At 61.6% G+C, this 16,652-nt stretch carries 15 protein-coding genes; 2 read left to right on the forward strand and 13 right to left on the reverse strand.

The window, feature by feature from the left end; genetic code table 11:
* The first annotated feature begins 485 nt into the window (after nt 1-485).
* Nucleotides 486-1,502: an AraC family transcriptional regulator gene (locus EI969_RS09875; RefSeq protein ID WP_160387426.1), complete on the forward strand. Its 1,017-nt coding sequence runs from the start codon at nt 486-488 to the stop codon at nt 1,500-1,502.
* Nucleotides 1,503-1,504: 2 nt separating this feature from the next.
* On the opposite strand, the gene EI969_RS09880 is transcribed toward EI969_RS09875, so the two are convergent.
* From EI969_RS09880 to EI969_RS09905, 6 genes are all read right to left on the reverse strand, one after another.
* The gene (locus EI969_RS09880; protein ID WP_160387428.1) at nt 1,505-2,050 is read right to left on the reverse strand and encodes a GNAT family N-acetyltransferase; all 546 of its coding nucleotides are present in this window, start codon (nt 2,048-2,050) and stop codon (nt 1,505-1,507) included.
* A 27-nt stretch (nt 2,051-2,077) separates the two neighbouring features.
* A complete protein-coding gene (locus EI969_RS09885; RefSeq protein WP_160387430.1) occupies nt 2,078-2,548 on the reverse strand; it encodes an LEA type 2 family protein in 471 nt (156 codons plus the stop codon).
* Between the two features lie 65 nt (nt 2,549-2,613).
* Nucleotides 2,614-4,077: a nucleobase:cation symporter-2 family protein gene (locus tag EI969_RS09890; RefSeq protein WP_160387432.1), complete on the reverse strand. Its 1,464-nt coding sequence runs from the start codon at nt 4,075-4,077 to the stop codon at nt 2,614-2,616.
* Between the two features lie 97 nt (nt 4,078-4,174).
* Nucleotides 4,175-4,882 carry an HPP family protein gene (locus tag EI969_RS09895; RefSeq protein ID WP_160387434.1) on the reverse strand — a complete coding sequence of 236 codons (708 nt, stop codon included), beginning with the start codon at nt 4,880-4,882 and terminating at the stop codon, nt 4,175-4,177.
* Nucleotides 4,883-5,042: 160 nt separating this feature from the next.
* A complete protein-coding gene (locus tag EI969_RS09900; protein ID WP_160387436.1) occupies nt 5,043-6,221 on the reverse strand; it encodes an MFS transporter in 1,179 nt (392 codons plus the stop codon).
* Nucleotides 6,222-6,377: 156 nt separating this feature from the next.
* Nucleotides 6,378-7,757 (reverse strand): UDP-glucose/GDP-mannose dehydrogenase family protein, encoded by a 1,380-nt coding sequence (locus EI969_RS09905; RefSeq protein ID WP_160387438.1) that lies wholly within the window; start codon nt 7,755-7,757, stop codon nt 6,378-6,380.
* Nucleotides 7,758-8,013: 256 nt separating this feature from the next.
* On the opposite strand from EI969_RS09905, the gene xerC reads away from it, so the two are divergent.
* Nucleotides 8,014-8,952, forward strand: a complete 939-nt coding sequence (gene xerC, locus EI969_RS09910) for a tyrosine recombinase XerC (RefSeq protein WP_160387440.1) — start codon at nt 8,014-8,016, stop codon at nt 8,950-8,952.
* A gap of 4 nt (nt 8,953-8,956) precedes the next feature.
* Here xerC and EI969_RS09915 read toward each other — a convergent pair whose 3' ends face one another.
* The 7 genes from EI969_RS09915 to EI969_RS09945 all read right to left on the reverse strand — a co-directional run bounded on the left by EI969_RS09915 (nt 8,957) and on the right by EI969_RS09945 (nt 16,399).
* Nucleotides 8,957-10,027, reverse strand: a complete 1,071-nt coding sequence (locus tag EI969_RS09915; RefSeq protein WP_160387441.1) for an ABC transporter ATP-binding protein — start codon at nt 10,025-10,027, stop codon at nt 8,957-8,959.
* A complete protein-coding gene (locus EI969_RS09920) occupies nt 10,024-11,622 on the reverse strand; it encodes an iron ABC transporter permease (RefSeq protein WP_160387443.1) in 1,599 nt (532 codons plus the stop codon). Before EI969_RS09920 ends, EI969_RS09915 begins: the two co-directional genes overlap by 4 nt.
* Nucleotides 11,623-11,626: 4 nt before the next feature.
* Nucleotides 11,627-12,640 carry an iron ABC transporter substrate-binding protein gene (locus EI969_RS09925; protein ID WP_160387445.1) on the reverse strand — a complete coding sequence of 338 codons (1,014 nt, stop codon included), beginning with the start codon at nt 12,638-12,640 and terminating at the stop codon, nt 11,627-11,629.
* A gap of 277 nt (nt 12,641-12,917) precedes the next feature.
* Nucleotides 12,918-13,475, reverse strand: a complete 558-nt coding sequence (locus EI969_RS09930; RefSeq protein WP_160387447.1) for a membrane integrity-associated transporter subunit PqiC — start codon at nt 13,473-13,475, stop codon at nt 12,918-12,920.
* Between the two features lie 17 nt (nt 13,476-13,492).
* The gene (locus EI969_RS09935; protein WP_160387449.1) at nt 13,493-15,169 is read right to left on the reverse strand and encodes an intermembrane transport protein PqiB; all 1,677 of its coding nucleotides are present in this window, start codon (nt 15,167-15,169) and stop codon (nt 13,493-13,495) included.
* Nucleotides 15,150-15,806, reverse strand: coding sequence for a paraquat-inducible protein A (locus EI969_RS09940; RefSeq protein ID WP_160387451.1), 657 nt, complete (start codon nt 15,804-15,806; stop codon nt 15,150-15,152). Before EI969_RS09940 ends, EI969_RS09935 begins: the two co-directional genes overlap by 20 nt.
* A complete protein-coding gene (locus EI969_RS09945; RefSeq protein WP_160387453.1) occupies nt 15,803-16,399 on the reverse strand; it encodes a paraquat-inducible protein A in 597 nt (198 codons plus the stop codon). The genes EI969_RS09940 and EI969_RS09945 overlap by 4 nt, the downstream gene beginning before the upstream one ends.
* Nucleotides 16,400-16,652: the final 253 nt, after the last annotated feature.

The raw sequence follows: 16,652 nt of genomic DNA on the forward strand, positions 1-16,652 counted from the left end.
TCTGCGCAGTGGGCAACCCGGCATGGATGCCGGGTTAGCCGCCCCCGGCCATGGATGGCCGATGGCGGCGGGCCCACGGAGCAGGACCGGAGCGAGGGAATGCCGAGCCTAGGCGAGGCACCGAACGAAAGGGGCAAGAGCCTTTGGTTACTTTGGGCTTTTCAAAGTGACCCGCTGTAAGAGCGGAACCATAAGCGGCCGTTACCGCAGAAACGGATATGTACACGTCACGGAAAATAGTCGGCCATAAGGCCGCCATCGCTGGCAAGCCAGCTCCTACAGGCTTTTCCAAGTGACCCAATAGTCGCCGTGACCGTAGCAATGGATATGTACGCCACACTCACGAAAAATAGTCGGCCATCAGGCCGTCATCGCTGGCAAGCCAGCTCCCACAGGGTTTCATAGCCCACAGGGGATCAGCGGCAGGCAGGCGGTTTCAGCTAAGATGCCCCCCACCCGAACAAGAACAAGGCTTACCGCGATCCATGTCGGAAAAAGACACCATCTCCGCCCAACTGCTGCGTGAAGCACTGCTGCAAAGTTGCGCCCCGGGAGCCGCCACCGCAGAAGTCCTGCACAAACTCGGCATCGACCCCAGGTTGCTCGACAGCACCGAAGCCCGCTTGCCCGCCACCACCTATGCAAAGTGCTGGCGCCTGCTGGCACGGCGCGGGGACGACGAGTTCTTTGGCATGGACCCGCGCAAACTCAAGTCCGGCAGCTTTGCCTTCCTGTGTCGCACGGCCATGCTCCAGCCCAACGTGGCGGCGGGACTGACCTGCGGCCTGGACTTTCTGTCGCTGATGCTTGAAAGGCTGCCAGCGCAGTTGGTGCGCCAGCAAAGCCTGGCGGAAATCGTCCTGCTGGAGGACGACAAGGACCCGCGCCGGGCCTTCACCTATTTCACCTACTGGATGATCGTGCACGGCGTTGCGTGCTGGCTGGCAGGGCGGCGGATTCCGATTCTGGCCATTGAACTGCGGTGTTCGAAACCGGATTTCTGCGACGACTACCAGGTGATGTTTTCCGAGAACCTGCGTTTCGACCGGCCGCGCACGCGGATGATTTTCTCCGCCGATTGCCTGGACTTGCCGATCAAGCGCAGCCCCGAAGAGCTCAAGCGCTTCCTGGCCCTGGCGCCGGCGAACATTCTGGTGAAATACCGCGACCCGCAGAGCCTGGCCAGTCGCATCAAACACGACCTGCGCCACCTGTCGGCCGAACACTGGCCGGAAACCGAAACCCTGGCGCAACGCCTGTGCATGTCGGCATCCACCTTGCGCCGCCGGCTGGCCGAAGAAGGGCAAACCTATCAAGGCCTCAAGGACAGCGTGCGCAAGGAGCTGGCGATTGTCTGGCTGGCCGAGCCGGCGATCAGCTTCAGCGAAATCGCCACACGGCTCGGGTTCGCCGACGTCAGTTCGTTCTACAAGGCGTTTCGCAAGTGGTCGGGGTCAAACCCGGGGCATTACCGCAGCCTGATTCTCAATGACGTTGAGTGAGTTCAGCGGCGCGCCAACCATTCTTCGCGGGTGATTTCCCAGGTTTCCTTCGGGAAGACCCCGCCGACAAAGCGACCTTCATCCGTACCGACCAGGCGCATGCCCGTGCGTTCGGAGAGTCTGCGCGAGGCAATGTTGGGTGTCGCTTTTGGCACACGCAACACCGTGCGACCCAGCACGGTGAACCAGTACTCGGTCACAGCCGCGCTGGCTTCGCTCATCAGACCCGAACCTTGCCACTTTGGACCGAGCCAGAAACCGCGATTGTTGTCCTGTTCGTTCATCAGGCTGATGTTGCCGATCAACTGCCCGGGTGCCGATTTCAAGCGGATCGACCAGTGCCACTCCTCGCCACGGGCGACAGCGGGCAGGGCGTTGTGACGCAAGTACATCAACGCACCGTCGGCCGGATAGGGCCATGGCACCAGGGCGTTGAGGTAGCGCACCACTTCCCAGTGCGGGAACTGTTGCTGTATGGCGTCGGCATCCGCCAGTTCCAGCGGACGCAGGATCAGGCGCTCGGTGTAGAGCGTGGGGGTGGCTTCCATTGGCGGTGTAGCTCCTTGGGTCGGGCTTTAACGACTGCCAGTGGTCGGCGCCGGCAGATTGATGGTGCCACTGTCCACGAAACGATTCGTGTTGAACACCCCGCCCGAGAGTTTGCCGCGCAGGACATAAGGCATGTTGTTGAGCGTTTTCATCTGGCTGATGCCATAGGTCTGGCGGATCACCGAAAATGCCGAAACGCTGACCGGCACACTCACGACGGTGTCGGAAAAGCGCCCGATCGAGCCCCGCTCATCGGTGACGCCGGAGGCGAATGGCTGGCCGTTGATGTCCAGGTCCAGGGCGACGCCGCTGTAGGTGAGGCTGTAGTCGTTGGGGTTCTGCACGCGGATTCTCACGGTAAAGCGCACTTCCATGCCTTCACCCCGCAGGGGTTCGATACCCACGACGTTGATTTTCAACGGATCCCGATTGGGCAGCGATGAACAGGCGCTCAGGCAGAGCAGGAGGGAAATCAGGACCGCGTGGACGCTGCGCATGGACGTGCTCTCATCTGAAAAGGGCTGAACCGCCAGCGGCTCAGCCCCTGAGCTCGTCCAGCGGTTTACGGTGCGACCACCGCAGCCTTCGCGGGTTCATCCCTGGCGGTCACATCGGGGTTCTGCATCACCTGAAGCACGGAGGCTTCCGGATCGAATTCGTCTTCTTCCAGCTCGATGAACTCCTCGGGCAGGAAGATATTAAGAACGATAGCGCACAGCGCGCCGACGGTGATGGGCGATTCGAAAATGTTGTGCAGCGCCTTGGGCAGTTCACGCAAGACTTCCGGCACGGCGGCGACACCCAGGCCCATGCCGAGGGAGATCGCCACGATCAGCATGTTGCGCCGATGCAGGCCGGCCTCGGCGAGAATCTTGATCCCGGCCACGGCGACGGTGCCGAACATCACCAGCTCCGCGCCGCCCAACACCGGTTTGGGCATCAGTTGCAGGACCGCGCCGATCATCGGGAACAGGCCGAGCACCACCAGCAAGCCGGCAATGAAAAACGCCACGTAGCGGCTGGCCACGCCCGTAAGCTGGATCACCCCGTTGTTCTGGGCGAAGGTCACCATCGGCATGCTGTTGAACACCGCGGCCATGGCCGAGTTGAGGCCGTCGGCGAGCAGGCCGGACTTGATCCGGCGAATGTACAACGGGCCTTTGACCGGTTGCCGGGAGATCATCGAGTTGGCCGTCAGGTCACCGGCGGCCTCCAGCGGCGAAACGAGGAAAATCACCGCCACCGGAATGAACGCCACCCAATCGAAGTTGAACCCGTACTTGAACGGCACCGGCACGCTCACCAGCGGGACGTCGGGCAGGCTGTTGAAATCCACCTGGCCCATGAGCCAGGCCACCCCGTAACCCAGGGTCAGGCCGATGACAATCGCGCCCAGGCGCAGAAACGGCACGTCCACCCGGTTCAACACCACGATGGTGCCCAGCACCAGCGCGGCCAGGGCCAGGTGACTGGCGGCCCCCAGGTCCGGCGCGCCGAAGCCGCCGGCGATGTCGGTCATGGCCACCTTGATCAGCGACAATCCCATCAGCGTGATGATCGTCCCGGTCACCACCGGGGTGATCAACATGCGCAGCTTGCCGATGAACTGGCTCAACACCACTTCAATGAACGCGGCAAAAAAACACACGCCGAAGATGGTCGAGAGGATCTCGTCGGTGCCGCCGCCCCGGGCCTTGACCATGAAGCCGGCACTGAGAATCACACTGATGAACGAGAAGCTGGTGCCCTGCAGGCACAACAGGCCCGAACCCACCGGGCCAAAGCGCCGCGCCTGCACGAAGGTGCCCAGGCCGGAGACGAACAGCGCCATGCTGATCAGATAAGGGATTTCGCTTTGCAGGCCCAGGGCGCTGCCCATGATCAGCGTCGGGGTGATGATGCCGACGAAACTCGCCAGCACATGCTGCAGGGCGGCGAAGACGGTGGCGGTCAGGTGCGGGCGGTCATCGAGGCCGTAGATCAAGTCGTTGTGGCGTGGAGCGGGGGCTTTTTCGGAGGCGGTCATGGTGGTTTGCGTGCCAGAAGGCGGGCCGGGTCAGAAAATGGAGGCGCAGGATGCCAGAATCGCCCGGCCACGGCAAAAGAACCTCCAGAACAGCGACTTACAATCGTTGAGCGAGCACCTCGCCGACACTGCGGCGTTTGGCGTGCAATTGGCTGGCCTGGATCAACTGTTCGAGGTCCTCGGGTGTGACGTCATAGAACGCCTCCATATCGGCCAGCGCCAGTTTCAGGTCTTCGGCGGTGATGGCCTGACGGTCGACCGGTGGGTGATCGGCAGGAATCCTGGCCACCGGTTCGCTGGCACTCTTGGGGTAACGAACGCGGGTCAGGTTGTTGTAGGCCAGGGCGCAGAGCAGCATCGTCGCGGCGCCGAGCATCACCGGCTCGATAGCTTTCCAGTCCATGGCGATGGTCGCCGGATCGGCCAGCACCAGCGTCAGGGCCAATGCCCCGGCCGGTGGATGCAGGCAGCGCAGCCAGCACATCAGCAACAACGCCATGCCTGCCGCCAGGCAAGCGCTGCCCAGGGTTCGCCCCAACACATGGGCCACCAGCAGTGCAATCACCCCGGCGCACAAGTAGCCACCCAGGATCGACCAGGGCTGGGCGAGCGCTCCCGAAGACACGGCAAACAACAGCACCGCCGACGCCCCCAGCGGGCCGATCAGGTGCTGGGCCACCTCGATGCCGAACACCTGGCCACACAGCCACACGCTGACCAGCGTTCCCAGGGCCATGCCGATGGCGGCGCGGCTCCATTCGGTGGGGCGGGTGTTGATGGCGGCGGGCAACCAGCGGGCGAGCATACTGAGGCAAACTCCGGCAGAAAAAATCGAGGTAAAAAAAGGGCTTAGCTGGGAAACCCAGAAAGCCCTTGAAGGTGTTCCAACTGTTGGGGGAGGAACAGGCACAGTGTGCCGTTCAATCCAGCTACTGACAAATTCATATTAATGAGCTTTCAGTGCATTAATTTTGCTTTATATGGCCCCGTCGACCGCTCATGTAGCACAACAAACCCCCGACGGCGGCGAGTGCACTCAAGGCATAAAACATCGTCGGGGCCGGGGTGTGCATCAACATGAAGCCGCAGATCACCGGGCTCAACGCCCCGCCAAGGGCCGCCAGGTTTTGCGCGCCGTAGTAGCTGCCGCGCAGCTCTTCGGGCGCCAGGGTATCGACGAAGAGAAACTCGGCCGGGTAAATGATGATTTCACCGAGGGTGAAGATGAACATCGCCACGCACCAGCTCACCAGGTTGTCCGCGAGGCTGAAGCCGATCAGCCCGAGGATGAACAGGCCGGTGCCGGCGACGATCCACTGGCGCAGTTGCTCGCGCTTGAGAAAACGCCCGACCTGGTATTGCAACAGGATCACGCTGATGGCGTTGCAGGCCAGCAGGGCGGCCATGACGTCCATGGTGTGTTTGGCGTCGCTGGTCGCCAGCAGGTACTGCGACAGGTAGAACGTGAAGCGCCCGTGCACCACCGTGCTGAGCAGGCAACCGGCGGTGAACATGATCAGGGTCCGGTCGTTTTTCAGGGTGATCAGGGTCTTGAGAAAACTCTGCGCTTGAGCGGTTGCAGGTGCACTGGCCGGGCCTGCGGGAATGCCGGTCATCAGGAACATGCTGAAAAAAGCGATAGCCGCCGCGATCAGGAACGGCGCACTGGCAAAGACCCCGGCGATCAGCACGCCAATCATCGGCCCGACGGCGTAGCCAATGTTGGTCAGCGTATAGCTCAGGGAAAACGCCTTGGCCCGCTGACCCACGGGCAGGTTGTCGCTGAGGATCGCCTTGGAACCGATCAGGAACAGCGCCGAGGCTGTTTCGGTGACGATCAGGGTGAGCGTTGTCAGGTAGAGGTTGTCGGCAAAGGTCAGCAACACCAGGCCGACCGCGCTGGACGCCATCGACAGCACCAGCAACCGGCGTTTTTCGAAGCGGTCGATGATGTAGCCGCCATAGAGGGAGAGCAGGGTGGCGACGAACACCGCAATGCCGAGCAGCAAGCCGACATCCTGTTGGTTGAGGCCAAGCTTGTCGCTGACGAACAGCGTCAGCAAAGGGCTGGTGATGGCGCGGCTGACGACGATGGTCAGCGAGCAGATCAGCAGGCGGCGGATGAGCGGGGAGTAGGCGGTCACGGCGTGAATGTCCTTATTCGATCGGGCCGGTATCAGGCCAATCGTGAGCGCTACTCTAGCAGTCGGACACTCGCTTGTTGCGACGAAATTGACTGGCGATGCCCGCCGACAGGCCCGGCACGCGGGACTGTCGGCGCAGGTCGGGGGACATGCGGCTCAGGCCACCACGGATTCGGCGAACCATTGCTGGTAAGGCATCGGCAACTTGCGCGATTCGCCCCGGCCGATCGGGAAGTAGGTGAAGCCGATGCGTGCCAGGCGGTCTGCGTCGTACAGGTTGCGACCATCGAAGATCACCGGTGCGCTGAGTCGCTGGCGGATGAGCTCGAAGTCCGGCGCCTTGAACTGTTGCCATTCGGTGCAGATGATCAACGCATCGGCGCCGGACAGGACTGACTCGGGCGTACCCATGAGCATCAGCTTCGATTCATCGGGATAGAGCTTCTGGGTTTCCTGCATGGCTTCGGGATCGAATGCGCGGACATTCGCCCCGGCGGCCCACAACGACTCCAGCAATACCCGGCTCGGGGCATCGCGCACGTCGTCGGTATTGGGTTTGAATGCCAGGCCCCAGACGGCAAAGGTCCTGCCACGCAAATCGCCCCGGTAGAACGCGTTGATGCGTTCGAACAGCTTGTGTTTCTGCCGCTCGTTGATGGCTTCCACCGCTTGCAGCAGGTCACTGGAGCAATGGGCCTGTTCGGCGCTGTGGATCAGGGCGCGCATGTCCTTGGGGAAGCATGAGCCCCCGTAGCCGCAACCGGGGTAGATGAAGTGGTAGCCGATGCGCGAGTCGGCACCGATGCCCAGGCGCACCGATTCGATGTCGGCGCCCAGGTGTTCGGCGAGCTCGGCGATCTGGTTGATGAAGCTGATCTTGGTCGCCAGCATGCAGTTGGCGGCGTATTTGGTCAGTTCGGCGCTGCGCAGGTCCATGAACATGATGCGTTCGTGGTTGCGGTTGAAGGGCGAGTACAGGTCGCGCATCACTTCGCGCACTTCTTCGCGTTCGCAGCCGACGACGATACGGTCCGGGCGGCGGCAGTCGGTCACGGCCGAACCTTCTTTCAAGAACTCCGGGTTGGAGACGATATCGAACTGCAAAAGACGCCCGGCGCTGAGCAGGCATTTGTCGATGTGCGCGCGCAAGGCGTCGCCGGTGCCGACCGGGACAGTGGATTTCTCCACCAGGATCGCCGGCTGTTCGCGATGCCGGGCAACCGCTTCGCCCACCGACATCACGTAGCGCAAGTCTGCCGAGCCATCGTCCCGGGACGGGGTGCCGACCGCGATGAACAGCACCTGGCCGTGCTGGACGGCAAATTTTTCCTCGCTGGTGAACTGCAACCGCCTGGCGTCCAGGCCTTCGCGCACCAGGCTGGCGAGCCCTGGTTCGAAAATGCTCACGTGGCCCTGTTGCAGCAGCTCGACCTTTTTCTCGTCAACGTCCATGCAGACCACGTCATGGCCGACTTCCGCCAGTACCGCTGCTTGCACCAGGCCAACATAGCCGCTACCAAATACGCTGATCTTCATTGGACACTCCTTTGTTAGGGCGCACGGACTGGTTCGGTGACGCAGGATAGGCAGGGCCATGTTTCAATTCGGCTATCGCTTGAAAGAACCACTGGGGGGCGTATCGGTTGACTTTTTTCGCTATGGCCGGCAGGTTGCACGTCCATTCGGGCTGCGCCGACTTGCGAAAAGTCCAGCAGGGGCAATGTCTTTTACATTTGCGTAATTTCACTTCCTGCCTGTTTCACTGAACTGTTTACCTTCAAGGCTGTTTCGTTTGATTGACTTACCTGCAACTGATTCACGCACGTCCCTGACCAATCCGCTGACCCTGTATCTGGCGCGACTGGCGCCGTCCAGCCAACTGACCATGCGTTATGTGCTGCAGGATGCCGCCGACCGCCTGGGTTTCGAAGATCACGATATCGAGGAGATCCCCTGGCACAACCTGCAGCCCGAGGACGTGATTGCGCTGGTGGCCACTTTGCGCACAGACGGCTACGCGCCGAACACCTCTTCGCTGTACGTCAACGCGGTGCGCGGGGTGATGAACGAAGCGTGGCGCATGAGCCTGATTTCTCAGGAGCACCTGTTGAAGATGCGCTCGGTGAAGGGCATTGCCGGGACACGGCTGTCCCAGGGGCGCAATCTCAGGCGCACGCTGATCCAGGAATTGATGGCGGTCTGTGCCGCCGATCCGCGGCCGCAAGGCCTGCGCGATGCGGCGATCATCGGGATTCTGTACGGTTCGGGCATGCGCAAATCCGAATCGGTGAACCTGGAACTCAGCCAGGTCGATTTCAGCGAGCGCAGCCTGCGGGTGACTGCCAAGGGCAACAAGCAGTTGATCAAATACGCACCGTCCTGGGCCTTCGCCAAACTGCAAGCCTGGCTGGAACTGCGCCGTTCGCTGCTCAAGGAAGGCGAGTCGGACGACCCGTTCCTGTTCAACCGCATCCGCCGGGGCAGCCACATCACCCGTGAGCGCATCACCAAACATGCGATCTACTACATTGCCCGGCAACGCGGGGCGCAGGTCGGGGTGAAAATCATGCCCCACGACTTCCGGCGTTCATTCATTACCCGGGTGATCGAAGAGCATGACTTGTCGATTGCGCAGAAACTGGCCCATCACAGCAACATCCAGACCACGGCCAACTACGATGTGCGCGATGACAACGAGCGACGTCGGGCGGTGGATCGATTCGATCTGTGAACGACTACAGCTCGCTCAGCACATGGGCGTGGCCAATGGTCGAGACCTGGACCGCGCTGCCGGCCGGTGGTGCATACATGCCTGAGCTGCGCACCAGCAATGATCGGCCCGGTTGATCGCGAGGGGTCAATGACTGGAGTTCGACCGTCAGCGTGCAAGTGTTGCCGCTGAAGTCCCGATCAGTGACCACGGCCCGGCAGCCAGTGCCGTCCGGGTCGCTGGGCAGGACACTGGCCAGTTGCAGCTGCTCGGGGCGCAGCATGATCTGCGCCGCGCTGTTGTTGCGGTGGTTGTTGACCGGAATCCGCCCCAGGTCGCAATGCGCCCAACCGGCCTCGATGCGTGCCGGCATGACCACGGCATCCCCCAGGAACAGCGCGGTCTGCTCGTCTTCGGGATAGCGGTAAAGGTCCAGCGGATGCCCTGACTGCACCAGTCGGCCGTGACGCATCACCGCCAGCTGGTCGGCGAACGACAGGGCTTCACTCTGGTCGTGGGTGACCAGGATGGTGGTGACGCCTGCGTCTTCCAGCAGCCGCGCAACCATCTTGCGCATGGCGGCGCGCAATCCGGTATCGAGCGCCGAGAACGGCTCGTCCAGCAGCATCAGCCGTGGCTGTTGCGCCAGTGCCCGGGCCAGGGCCACTCGCTGTTGCTGGCCACCGGACAATTCGTGCGGCCAGCGCCCGGCCATCTTCGCGTCCAGCGCCACGCTGTCCATCAGTTCGGCGACGCGCTGTTGTTTTTCCGTGCCCTTGATCGACAAACCGAAGCCGATGTTCGCCGCCACGGTCATGTGCGGGAACAGGGCGCCGTCCTGCGGCACATAGCCGATCAGGCGTTGATGCGCCGGTACTTCGTGGGTGCCGTCGACCAGGGTCTGGCCGTTGAGCGAAAGACGCCCGGAATCGGGGAATTCGAAGCCGGCAATCATCCGCAGCAAGGTGGTTTTGCCCGAGCCGGACGGGCCGACGATGACCGTGCGACTGCCGCTCGGCACCGACAGGCTGATGTTGTCCAGGGCGCAGTAGGCGCCATAGGACTTGTAGAGGGCATTCAGTTCTAGAGTGTTCATCGGCCAGCCGTTTTTTTCGATTGGTGATAAAGAAGTCCGGTCAGCGGCAGCGACAGCACAACCATCAACAAGGCGTAGGGCGCAGCGGCGGCGTAATCGATTTCGCTGGTCAAGGCCCAGAATCCGGTGGCCAGGGTGCGCGTGCCGTTCGGGGCCAGCAGCAGGGTGGCGGTCAATTCGTTGGTGATCGCCAGGAACACCAGCGCCGCGCCGGCGGCAGCCCCGGGCGCGGCCAGGCGCAAGGTGATCAGCCACAAGGCCCGGGCCGGCGAACGGCCCAGGCTGCGGGCCATGTTTTCCAGTTCCACCGGGGCCTGGGCAATGCCGGCGCGCAGGCTCACCAGGGCGCGGGGCAGGAACATCAGCAGGTAGGCCAGGAGCACGGTGATGGTGGTCTGGTAGATCGGCCGGGCAAAATGGATGGTGACGGTCACCAGCGCCAGCGCCACGATGATCCCGGGCAAGGAACTGGTGATGTAGTTGCAGCTTTCCAGCACCCGTTGCAGGCGGCCGGGGTAGCGGATCGACAGCCAGGCAATCGGGATCGCCGCACAGGTGGTCAGCGCCGCGCCGGCGATTCCGAGCAGCAGGGTTTGCTCCAGGGCCGGCAACAGCTCGGCCATGTCCCAGACTTCCACGCCGCCGGCGATCAGCCATTTACCCAGGGTGATCAGGGGCACGCCCAGGGCCAGGGCGCAGGTCACGATCTGCAGGGTCAGAGAGAGCAGGGTGGATGCCGGTTTCAGGCATACCACCCGTTGCTCCCGGGCGCTGCCCGAACCGACGCGCGCATAACGCGCCGAGCCCCGGGCGGCGGATTCGGCCGTCAACATCGCCAGGCAACACAGCGCCAGCACACTGGCGAGCATGTGCGCCGCTGCGCCGTTGAAGGTCGATTTGAACTGATCGAAGATCGCGGTGGTAAAGGTGTCGAAACGGATCATCGCGTACAGGCCATATTCGGCCAGCAGGTGCAGGCCGACCAACAACGCGCCGCCACAGATCGCCAGGCGCAATTGCGGCAGCACCACGCGAAAAAACACTTTCCAGGGTTTGAGCCCCATGGATTCGGCGACGTCTTCGATGGCCGGGTCGAGTCGGCGCAACGTGGCCGCCACCGGCAAATACAGGAACGGGAAGTAGGCGATGACCGAGACCAGCACGCCGGCAAACAAGCCATGGATCGGTGGCACCAGGCTGACCCAGGCGTAGCTGTGAACGAACGCAGGCACGGCCAGCGGGGCGGTGGCCAGCAACGACCACCAGCGCCGTCCCGGCAGATTCGTGCGCTCCGTGAGCCACGCCAGCGTCACCCCCAGTGCCACGCACAAGGGAATCGTCAGCAGCACCAGCAACACGGTGTTGACCAGCAGTTCACCGACCCGGGGGCGGAACACCAGGGCCACGACGGTTGACCAGCCTGTCTGCAGGGACACGCCGATAACGTAAGCGATCGGTAGCAGTGCCAGTAACGAAACCAGCACCGACAAACCGATCACCCATACGCCGCCACGCCCGGCGAATAGTCCGCGCGATCGTCGACGCATATTGGCGGGTGTCGCCTCGGCGACGTCCGCAGGCAGGGTTTCAGGCATCAATTTAGAGCAGTCCGGCCTGTGTCATCAGCTCCACGGCTTTTTTACTGTCGAGTTTCGAAGCATCGACAGTCGGCGCATCGAGTTGATTCAGAGGCACCAGTTTAGGGTTGGATTCAGCACCTTTGCCCACGGCGTATTCAAACGACTTGCCGTTCTTGAGGATGGCCTGGCCGTCCTTGCCGGTGATGTACTTGAGGAACGCCTGGGCCTGTTCGTTGTGCTTGCTGGAAGCAAGGACGCCGCCACCGGAGATGCTGACAAAAGCGCCCGGATCCTTGTGCTTGAAATAGTGCAGGGCGGTGTTCTTGCTGTTTTCGCCAGTCTTGGACTGATCGACCAGGCTGTAATAGTGGTAGATCACTCCGCTTTCGATCTGCCCGGCATTCACCGCTTTGAGTACCGAGCTGTTGCCACGGTAGCTGGTGTAGTTGGCTTTCATCCCCTTGAGCCAATCGAGCGTGGCGGTCTCACCTTTCTGTTGCAGGATGGCAGCGACGATGGCCTGGAAGTCGGCACCGCCTGGCGACGCGCCCCAGCGACCTTTCCAGCTTGGGTCGGCCAGGTCCATGATCGATTTCGGCAGATTGGTTTCCGACAGCTTGCTCGGGTTGTAGACAAACACCGTGGAGCGCGCGGCGATCCCGACCCATTTGCCATGGGCCGGACGATAGGCCGGGTCGACCTGCTCCTGCGTGGTTTTGTCGACAGGGGCGAACAGCCCCGCGTTGTCGACGAGCACCATGGCCGGGGAGTTTTCGGTCAGGAATACATCCGCCGGAGAAGCCGCGCCTTCCTGCACGATCTGATTGCCCATCTCGGTGTCATCGCCGTTGCGCAAGGTCACGGGAATACCGGTCTCCTGGGTGAAACCCTCGACCCAGGCCTTGGTCAGGCCTTCGTGTTGGGCGTTGTACACCACGATGCCGACGGTGTCAGCGGCATAGACCTGGCCAGCGCTCAGCAAAGCGGTGGCCAGCAGGGCTTTTTTCAAGAACGAAGGGATTTTGGGAATCATTCTGCGGGCTGCTCCTGATGCATTTCTTGAAAGTCATGCGCATTGAAACGCCAGTTAACCAATGCGAATCGTTTGCATGTTTTGGATTGCAGGGAATGTAGAGATCCAAATGAGAAAATAACGTCAAAAAAACCGCTAATACATGTAATTTTCATTCAGATTAGCAGCACTGCGGCCACTGTGTTTCGACTAGTCGCTCAGAATGTGCCGTTGGCCTCGGCTGTTCGCCAGATCAACGGCGAACGTGTCGCCGTCGATCCGCGAGGGGAAGGGTCATTCAGGACGAAGGGCAGCTCGCCTGGGGTCGGGTGGCCGCCTGGCTGATCATCGCGGCCAGGCGTTTGATGTTGTTTTGCTGGGCAAGCACCAGCTCATCGATGCTCGCGCCTGCCGGCGTTTGCAGGGTGCTGCGGCAAATCACCCGGGCCTTGTCGCCGGTGTCGGCGCTGCGCAGGCGCCATTTCACGTCCATCAACGCGTATTGACCGGGGACCGAGTCAAAACGCTGCACATCGACCCGTACCGAATGCTTGCCCTGTACGGGGCTGTTGCTCAGTTGATCGGCCAGGGCACTGCGCAATTCATCCACCAGCGTGGCGCCCCACCAATGGGTCTCGAGAATCGCCAGGCCGCTATTGCCCTCGCGCACGACGATCTGCGCGCGATCGACCTGGGGCGGCACGCTGAGCGTCTCGATCTGAATCACCCCGACGGTGGTCCTTGAATGATCGCCCACCTGTGTCGGGGTCAGGGTGTGGAACTGAATCGGGTCACTGCGGCAGGCGGCGAGCAGCAACAACGCGGTGAGCAGTGTGAACTTCAACGGAAAAGCCATGGGTGTTGCTCCTGTGTTCAATTGCGCGGTGGCCCTTGCAGATCCAGGGGCGCGGCATTGTTCGGACGGCCGCGGATCAGCGATTCCGGATGCCTTCCCAGGTAATCCGAAAGGTCACGCAAGGATCTCGACGTGCGTCCCAGTTCGTCCAGGGTCTGCCCCAGTTTTTCCCGCTGTGGCGAGTCATCGGCCAGGGTCGAACTGGCTGATTGCAGGGTCGTATTGGCCGTTTCCAGGGTTTTGCTGAAGTCCGACAGGGTGGTCTGTACGCCCGGCAGGATCTTGCCGTTGAATTGCATCATGCCTTTGCGCAGTTCGACGAGATTGCCGTCCAGATTGCCGGCAATGCGCTCGATCGGCAGTTTGTTGATCTTGTCGACCATGGCTTCGAGTTTTTCCTGCAATTGCTCCAGGCTGCCCGGAATGGTTGGAATGACGACCGGGCGGGCGCTTGCATCGAATGCGACCTTTTCCGCCTTGGGGTAGAAGTCCAGAGAGATGTACAACTGGCCGGTCAGGATGTTGCCGGTGCGCGCCTGGGCGCGCAGGCCGTTGTCGATGAAGGTGCCGATCAGACGCACGCTCCCGGCTTCGTCATTGGGGTCATGATTGAGCGCCTTGAGCATCTTGAGATGGGCCTGGCCCAGGCGTTGCGGGTAAATCACGATGCCGACGTTGACCGGAAAGGAGCGTTTTTTCTCGTCGAAATCCAGGTTGACCGACACCACCTTGCCGATTTCCACGCCGAGGAATTCCACCGGGGCATCCACCTTGAGCCCGCGCATTGCCTGGTCGAAACGCATGGCCAGGTACTGCGGCTTGCCGTTTGGCGGGGCGAGGGCGGTCTGCTGGTCGTCGAACAGTTCGTAGGCGTATTCGGCTGCCGCAGGTTTGTCGCCAGGGCTGTAGTCTGGCGCGCGGAAGGCGATGCCACCCACCAGCAAGGCCGACAGCGATTCGGTCTTGACCGCGAAACCGTTGGCGCCGACGTTCACGTCAATGCCGCTGGCGTTCCAGAAACGGGTGTTTTCGGTGACGTACTTGTCATTGGGTGCATGGATGAACAACTCGATGTTCACGCCTTTGCCATCCGGGTCCAGTGCGTAGGCGACCACCTGACCCACCGGGATCTTGCGGAAGTAAACCGGAGAGCCGATATCCAGCGAGCCCAGATCCTGGGTGAACAGGGTGAAGCGCTTGCCCGGCTCGCCATAGGTGATGGGGGGCGGATTCTCCAGCCCGGTGAAGTTTTTTGCCCGGGCGTTGGCCTGGCCGATATCGGCACCGATGTAATCGCCCGACAGCAGCGTGTCGATACCGGACACACCGCCAGCGCCAATGCGCGGCCGCACGACCCAGAACTGCGAATCTTCACGGGTAAAGCTTTCGGCCTGCTTTTCCAGCTTGATGGTGGCGTTGACGCTCTTCTGGTCGCCGCTCAACTGCACGTCGGAGACATGACCGATCACGACATTGCGGTATTTGACCTCGGTTTTATTCGCGGTCAGGCCGCTCCCGGTCTTGAACGTGACAACGATGACCGGGCCTTGCTGCAGAATGCTGTGAACCACCAGCGAAATACCCACCAGTACCGCAACGATCGGCACGATCCAGACCAGCGAAACGCTGAAACGGCCGGTCTTGATCGGCGCCTGCCCGGGGGCTTGCGGCCCGTCAGTGGCTTGTGACTTCATCCGTGACCTCCTCATTGTGTGGGTTTTCCCGTTCTTTATCCCAGATCATGCGGGGATCGAAACTCATTGCCGAGAGCATGGTGAACACCACCACCAGACCAAAAAACAGAATGCCCGCGCGCGGCTCGATGTCGGCCAGGGCCTGGAATTTCACCAGGGAAGCAACCAGGGCCACCACTATCACATCGAGCATCGACCAGTAGCCGATGACTTCGACGAACCGGTACAGCTTCGAGCGCTCTACGCGTGCCCACTCGCTGTCGCGTTGCACGGTGACCAGCAGGAGGGTGAGGGCGACGAACTTGATGCCCGGCACCGCGATACTGGCGATGAAAATGATCAGGGCGATGTCCCAGGCGCCGGCTTCCCAGAACTCCAGCACGCCACCGATGATCGTGCTGTCGGCGCCGTTGCCGACCATCTTGGTGTTCATCACCGGCAGCAGGTTGGCCGGGATGTAAAACACCAGGGCCGCGAGCATGTAGGCCCAGGTGCGGGTCAGCGCATTGGTTTTGCGCCGGTGCAGCGGCGCACCGCAACGCTCGCATTCGTGAGGGTCGTCGGTGATGTCGCAGGCCAGCCCGCAACTGTGGCACAGGCACAGGTTGAGCTCGTCGGCGTACGGAGGCGTGCTCATACGATGTCCCATAGTTCGCGGATGTCGCGCCCGGCGATGCGGATCATCATCAGGCTCAGCGCAGCCAGGGCAAACAACCCTATGCCGGGCAGCACATCGAGCAGGCCGGCGAGTTTGATCACCGCGACCATCGCGCCCAGCAGGCAGACTTCGAGCATGCTCCAGGGCCGCAAGGCTTCCAGCCAGCGCATGCACAGTTTGAACCCCGGCGAGCGTTGCCCGGCGAGGGCGAAGCCCAGCACCCAGATCAGCAGCAACAACTGGAAGATCGGCGCGATGATCATGGCGATCGCCGCGACCATGGCGATGAAGGTGATAGGTCCCAGGCTCAGGGCCAGTACCGAATCCCACAGGGTCGCACTGTTTTTCAGGCCTTTGAGGCTGATGCTCATCACGGGATAGAAATTGGCGAACAGCCAAAGCATCAACGCTGTGAAGGTCAACGCCAGACGTTGTTCCACCGTGAGGCCGTTATAACGCTGAAGCACGCCACCGCAGCGCGTGCACAGGGTTTTCTGATGTTTGGCGAGCGATACTTTCTGGTAAACGCTGTCGCAGTGCTCGCAGATGATCAGTTGATCAGTAGTTGCCATAGGTCAAGCTCAACAGAAGGCAGGAAGTTCAGAGCACCCCCTCAATATAGAAGTGCCTCGCAATTGAGCAAATCGAAAGTCCAATCACGGGTGTTATCGGCGGTTTTAATGGCGCTGTGAAAGCGACGAATGACTTTTAATGGCATCGCCTGCGCGGTGCGCCATGAAAATAACGTACTAGGCTATTGCGAGCGCCTTGAGTAGTAGGGGAGTTCCATTATTTGGTCGGCAGTCTTCCTTGAACTTTCCAGGC

Source organism: Pseudomonas sp. PB101 (assembly GCF_009764265.1).
Classification (GTDB): domain Bacteria; phylum Pseudomonadota; class Gammaproteobacteria; order Pseudomonadales; family Pseudomonadaceae; genus Aquipseudomonas.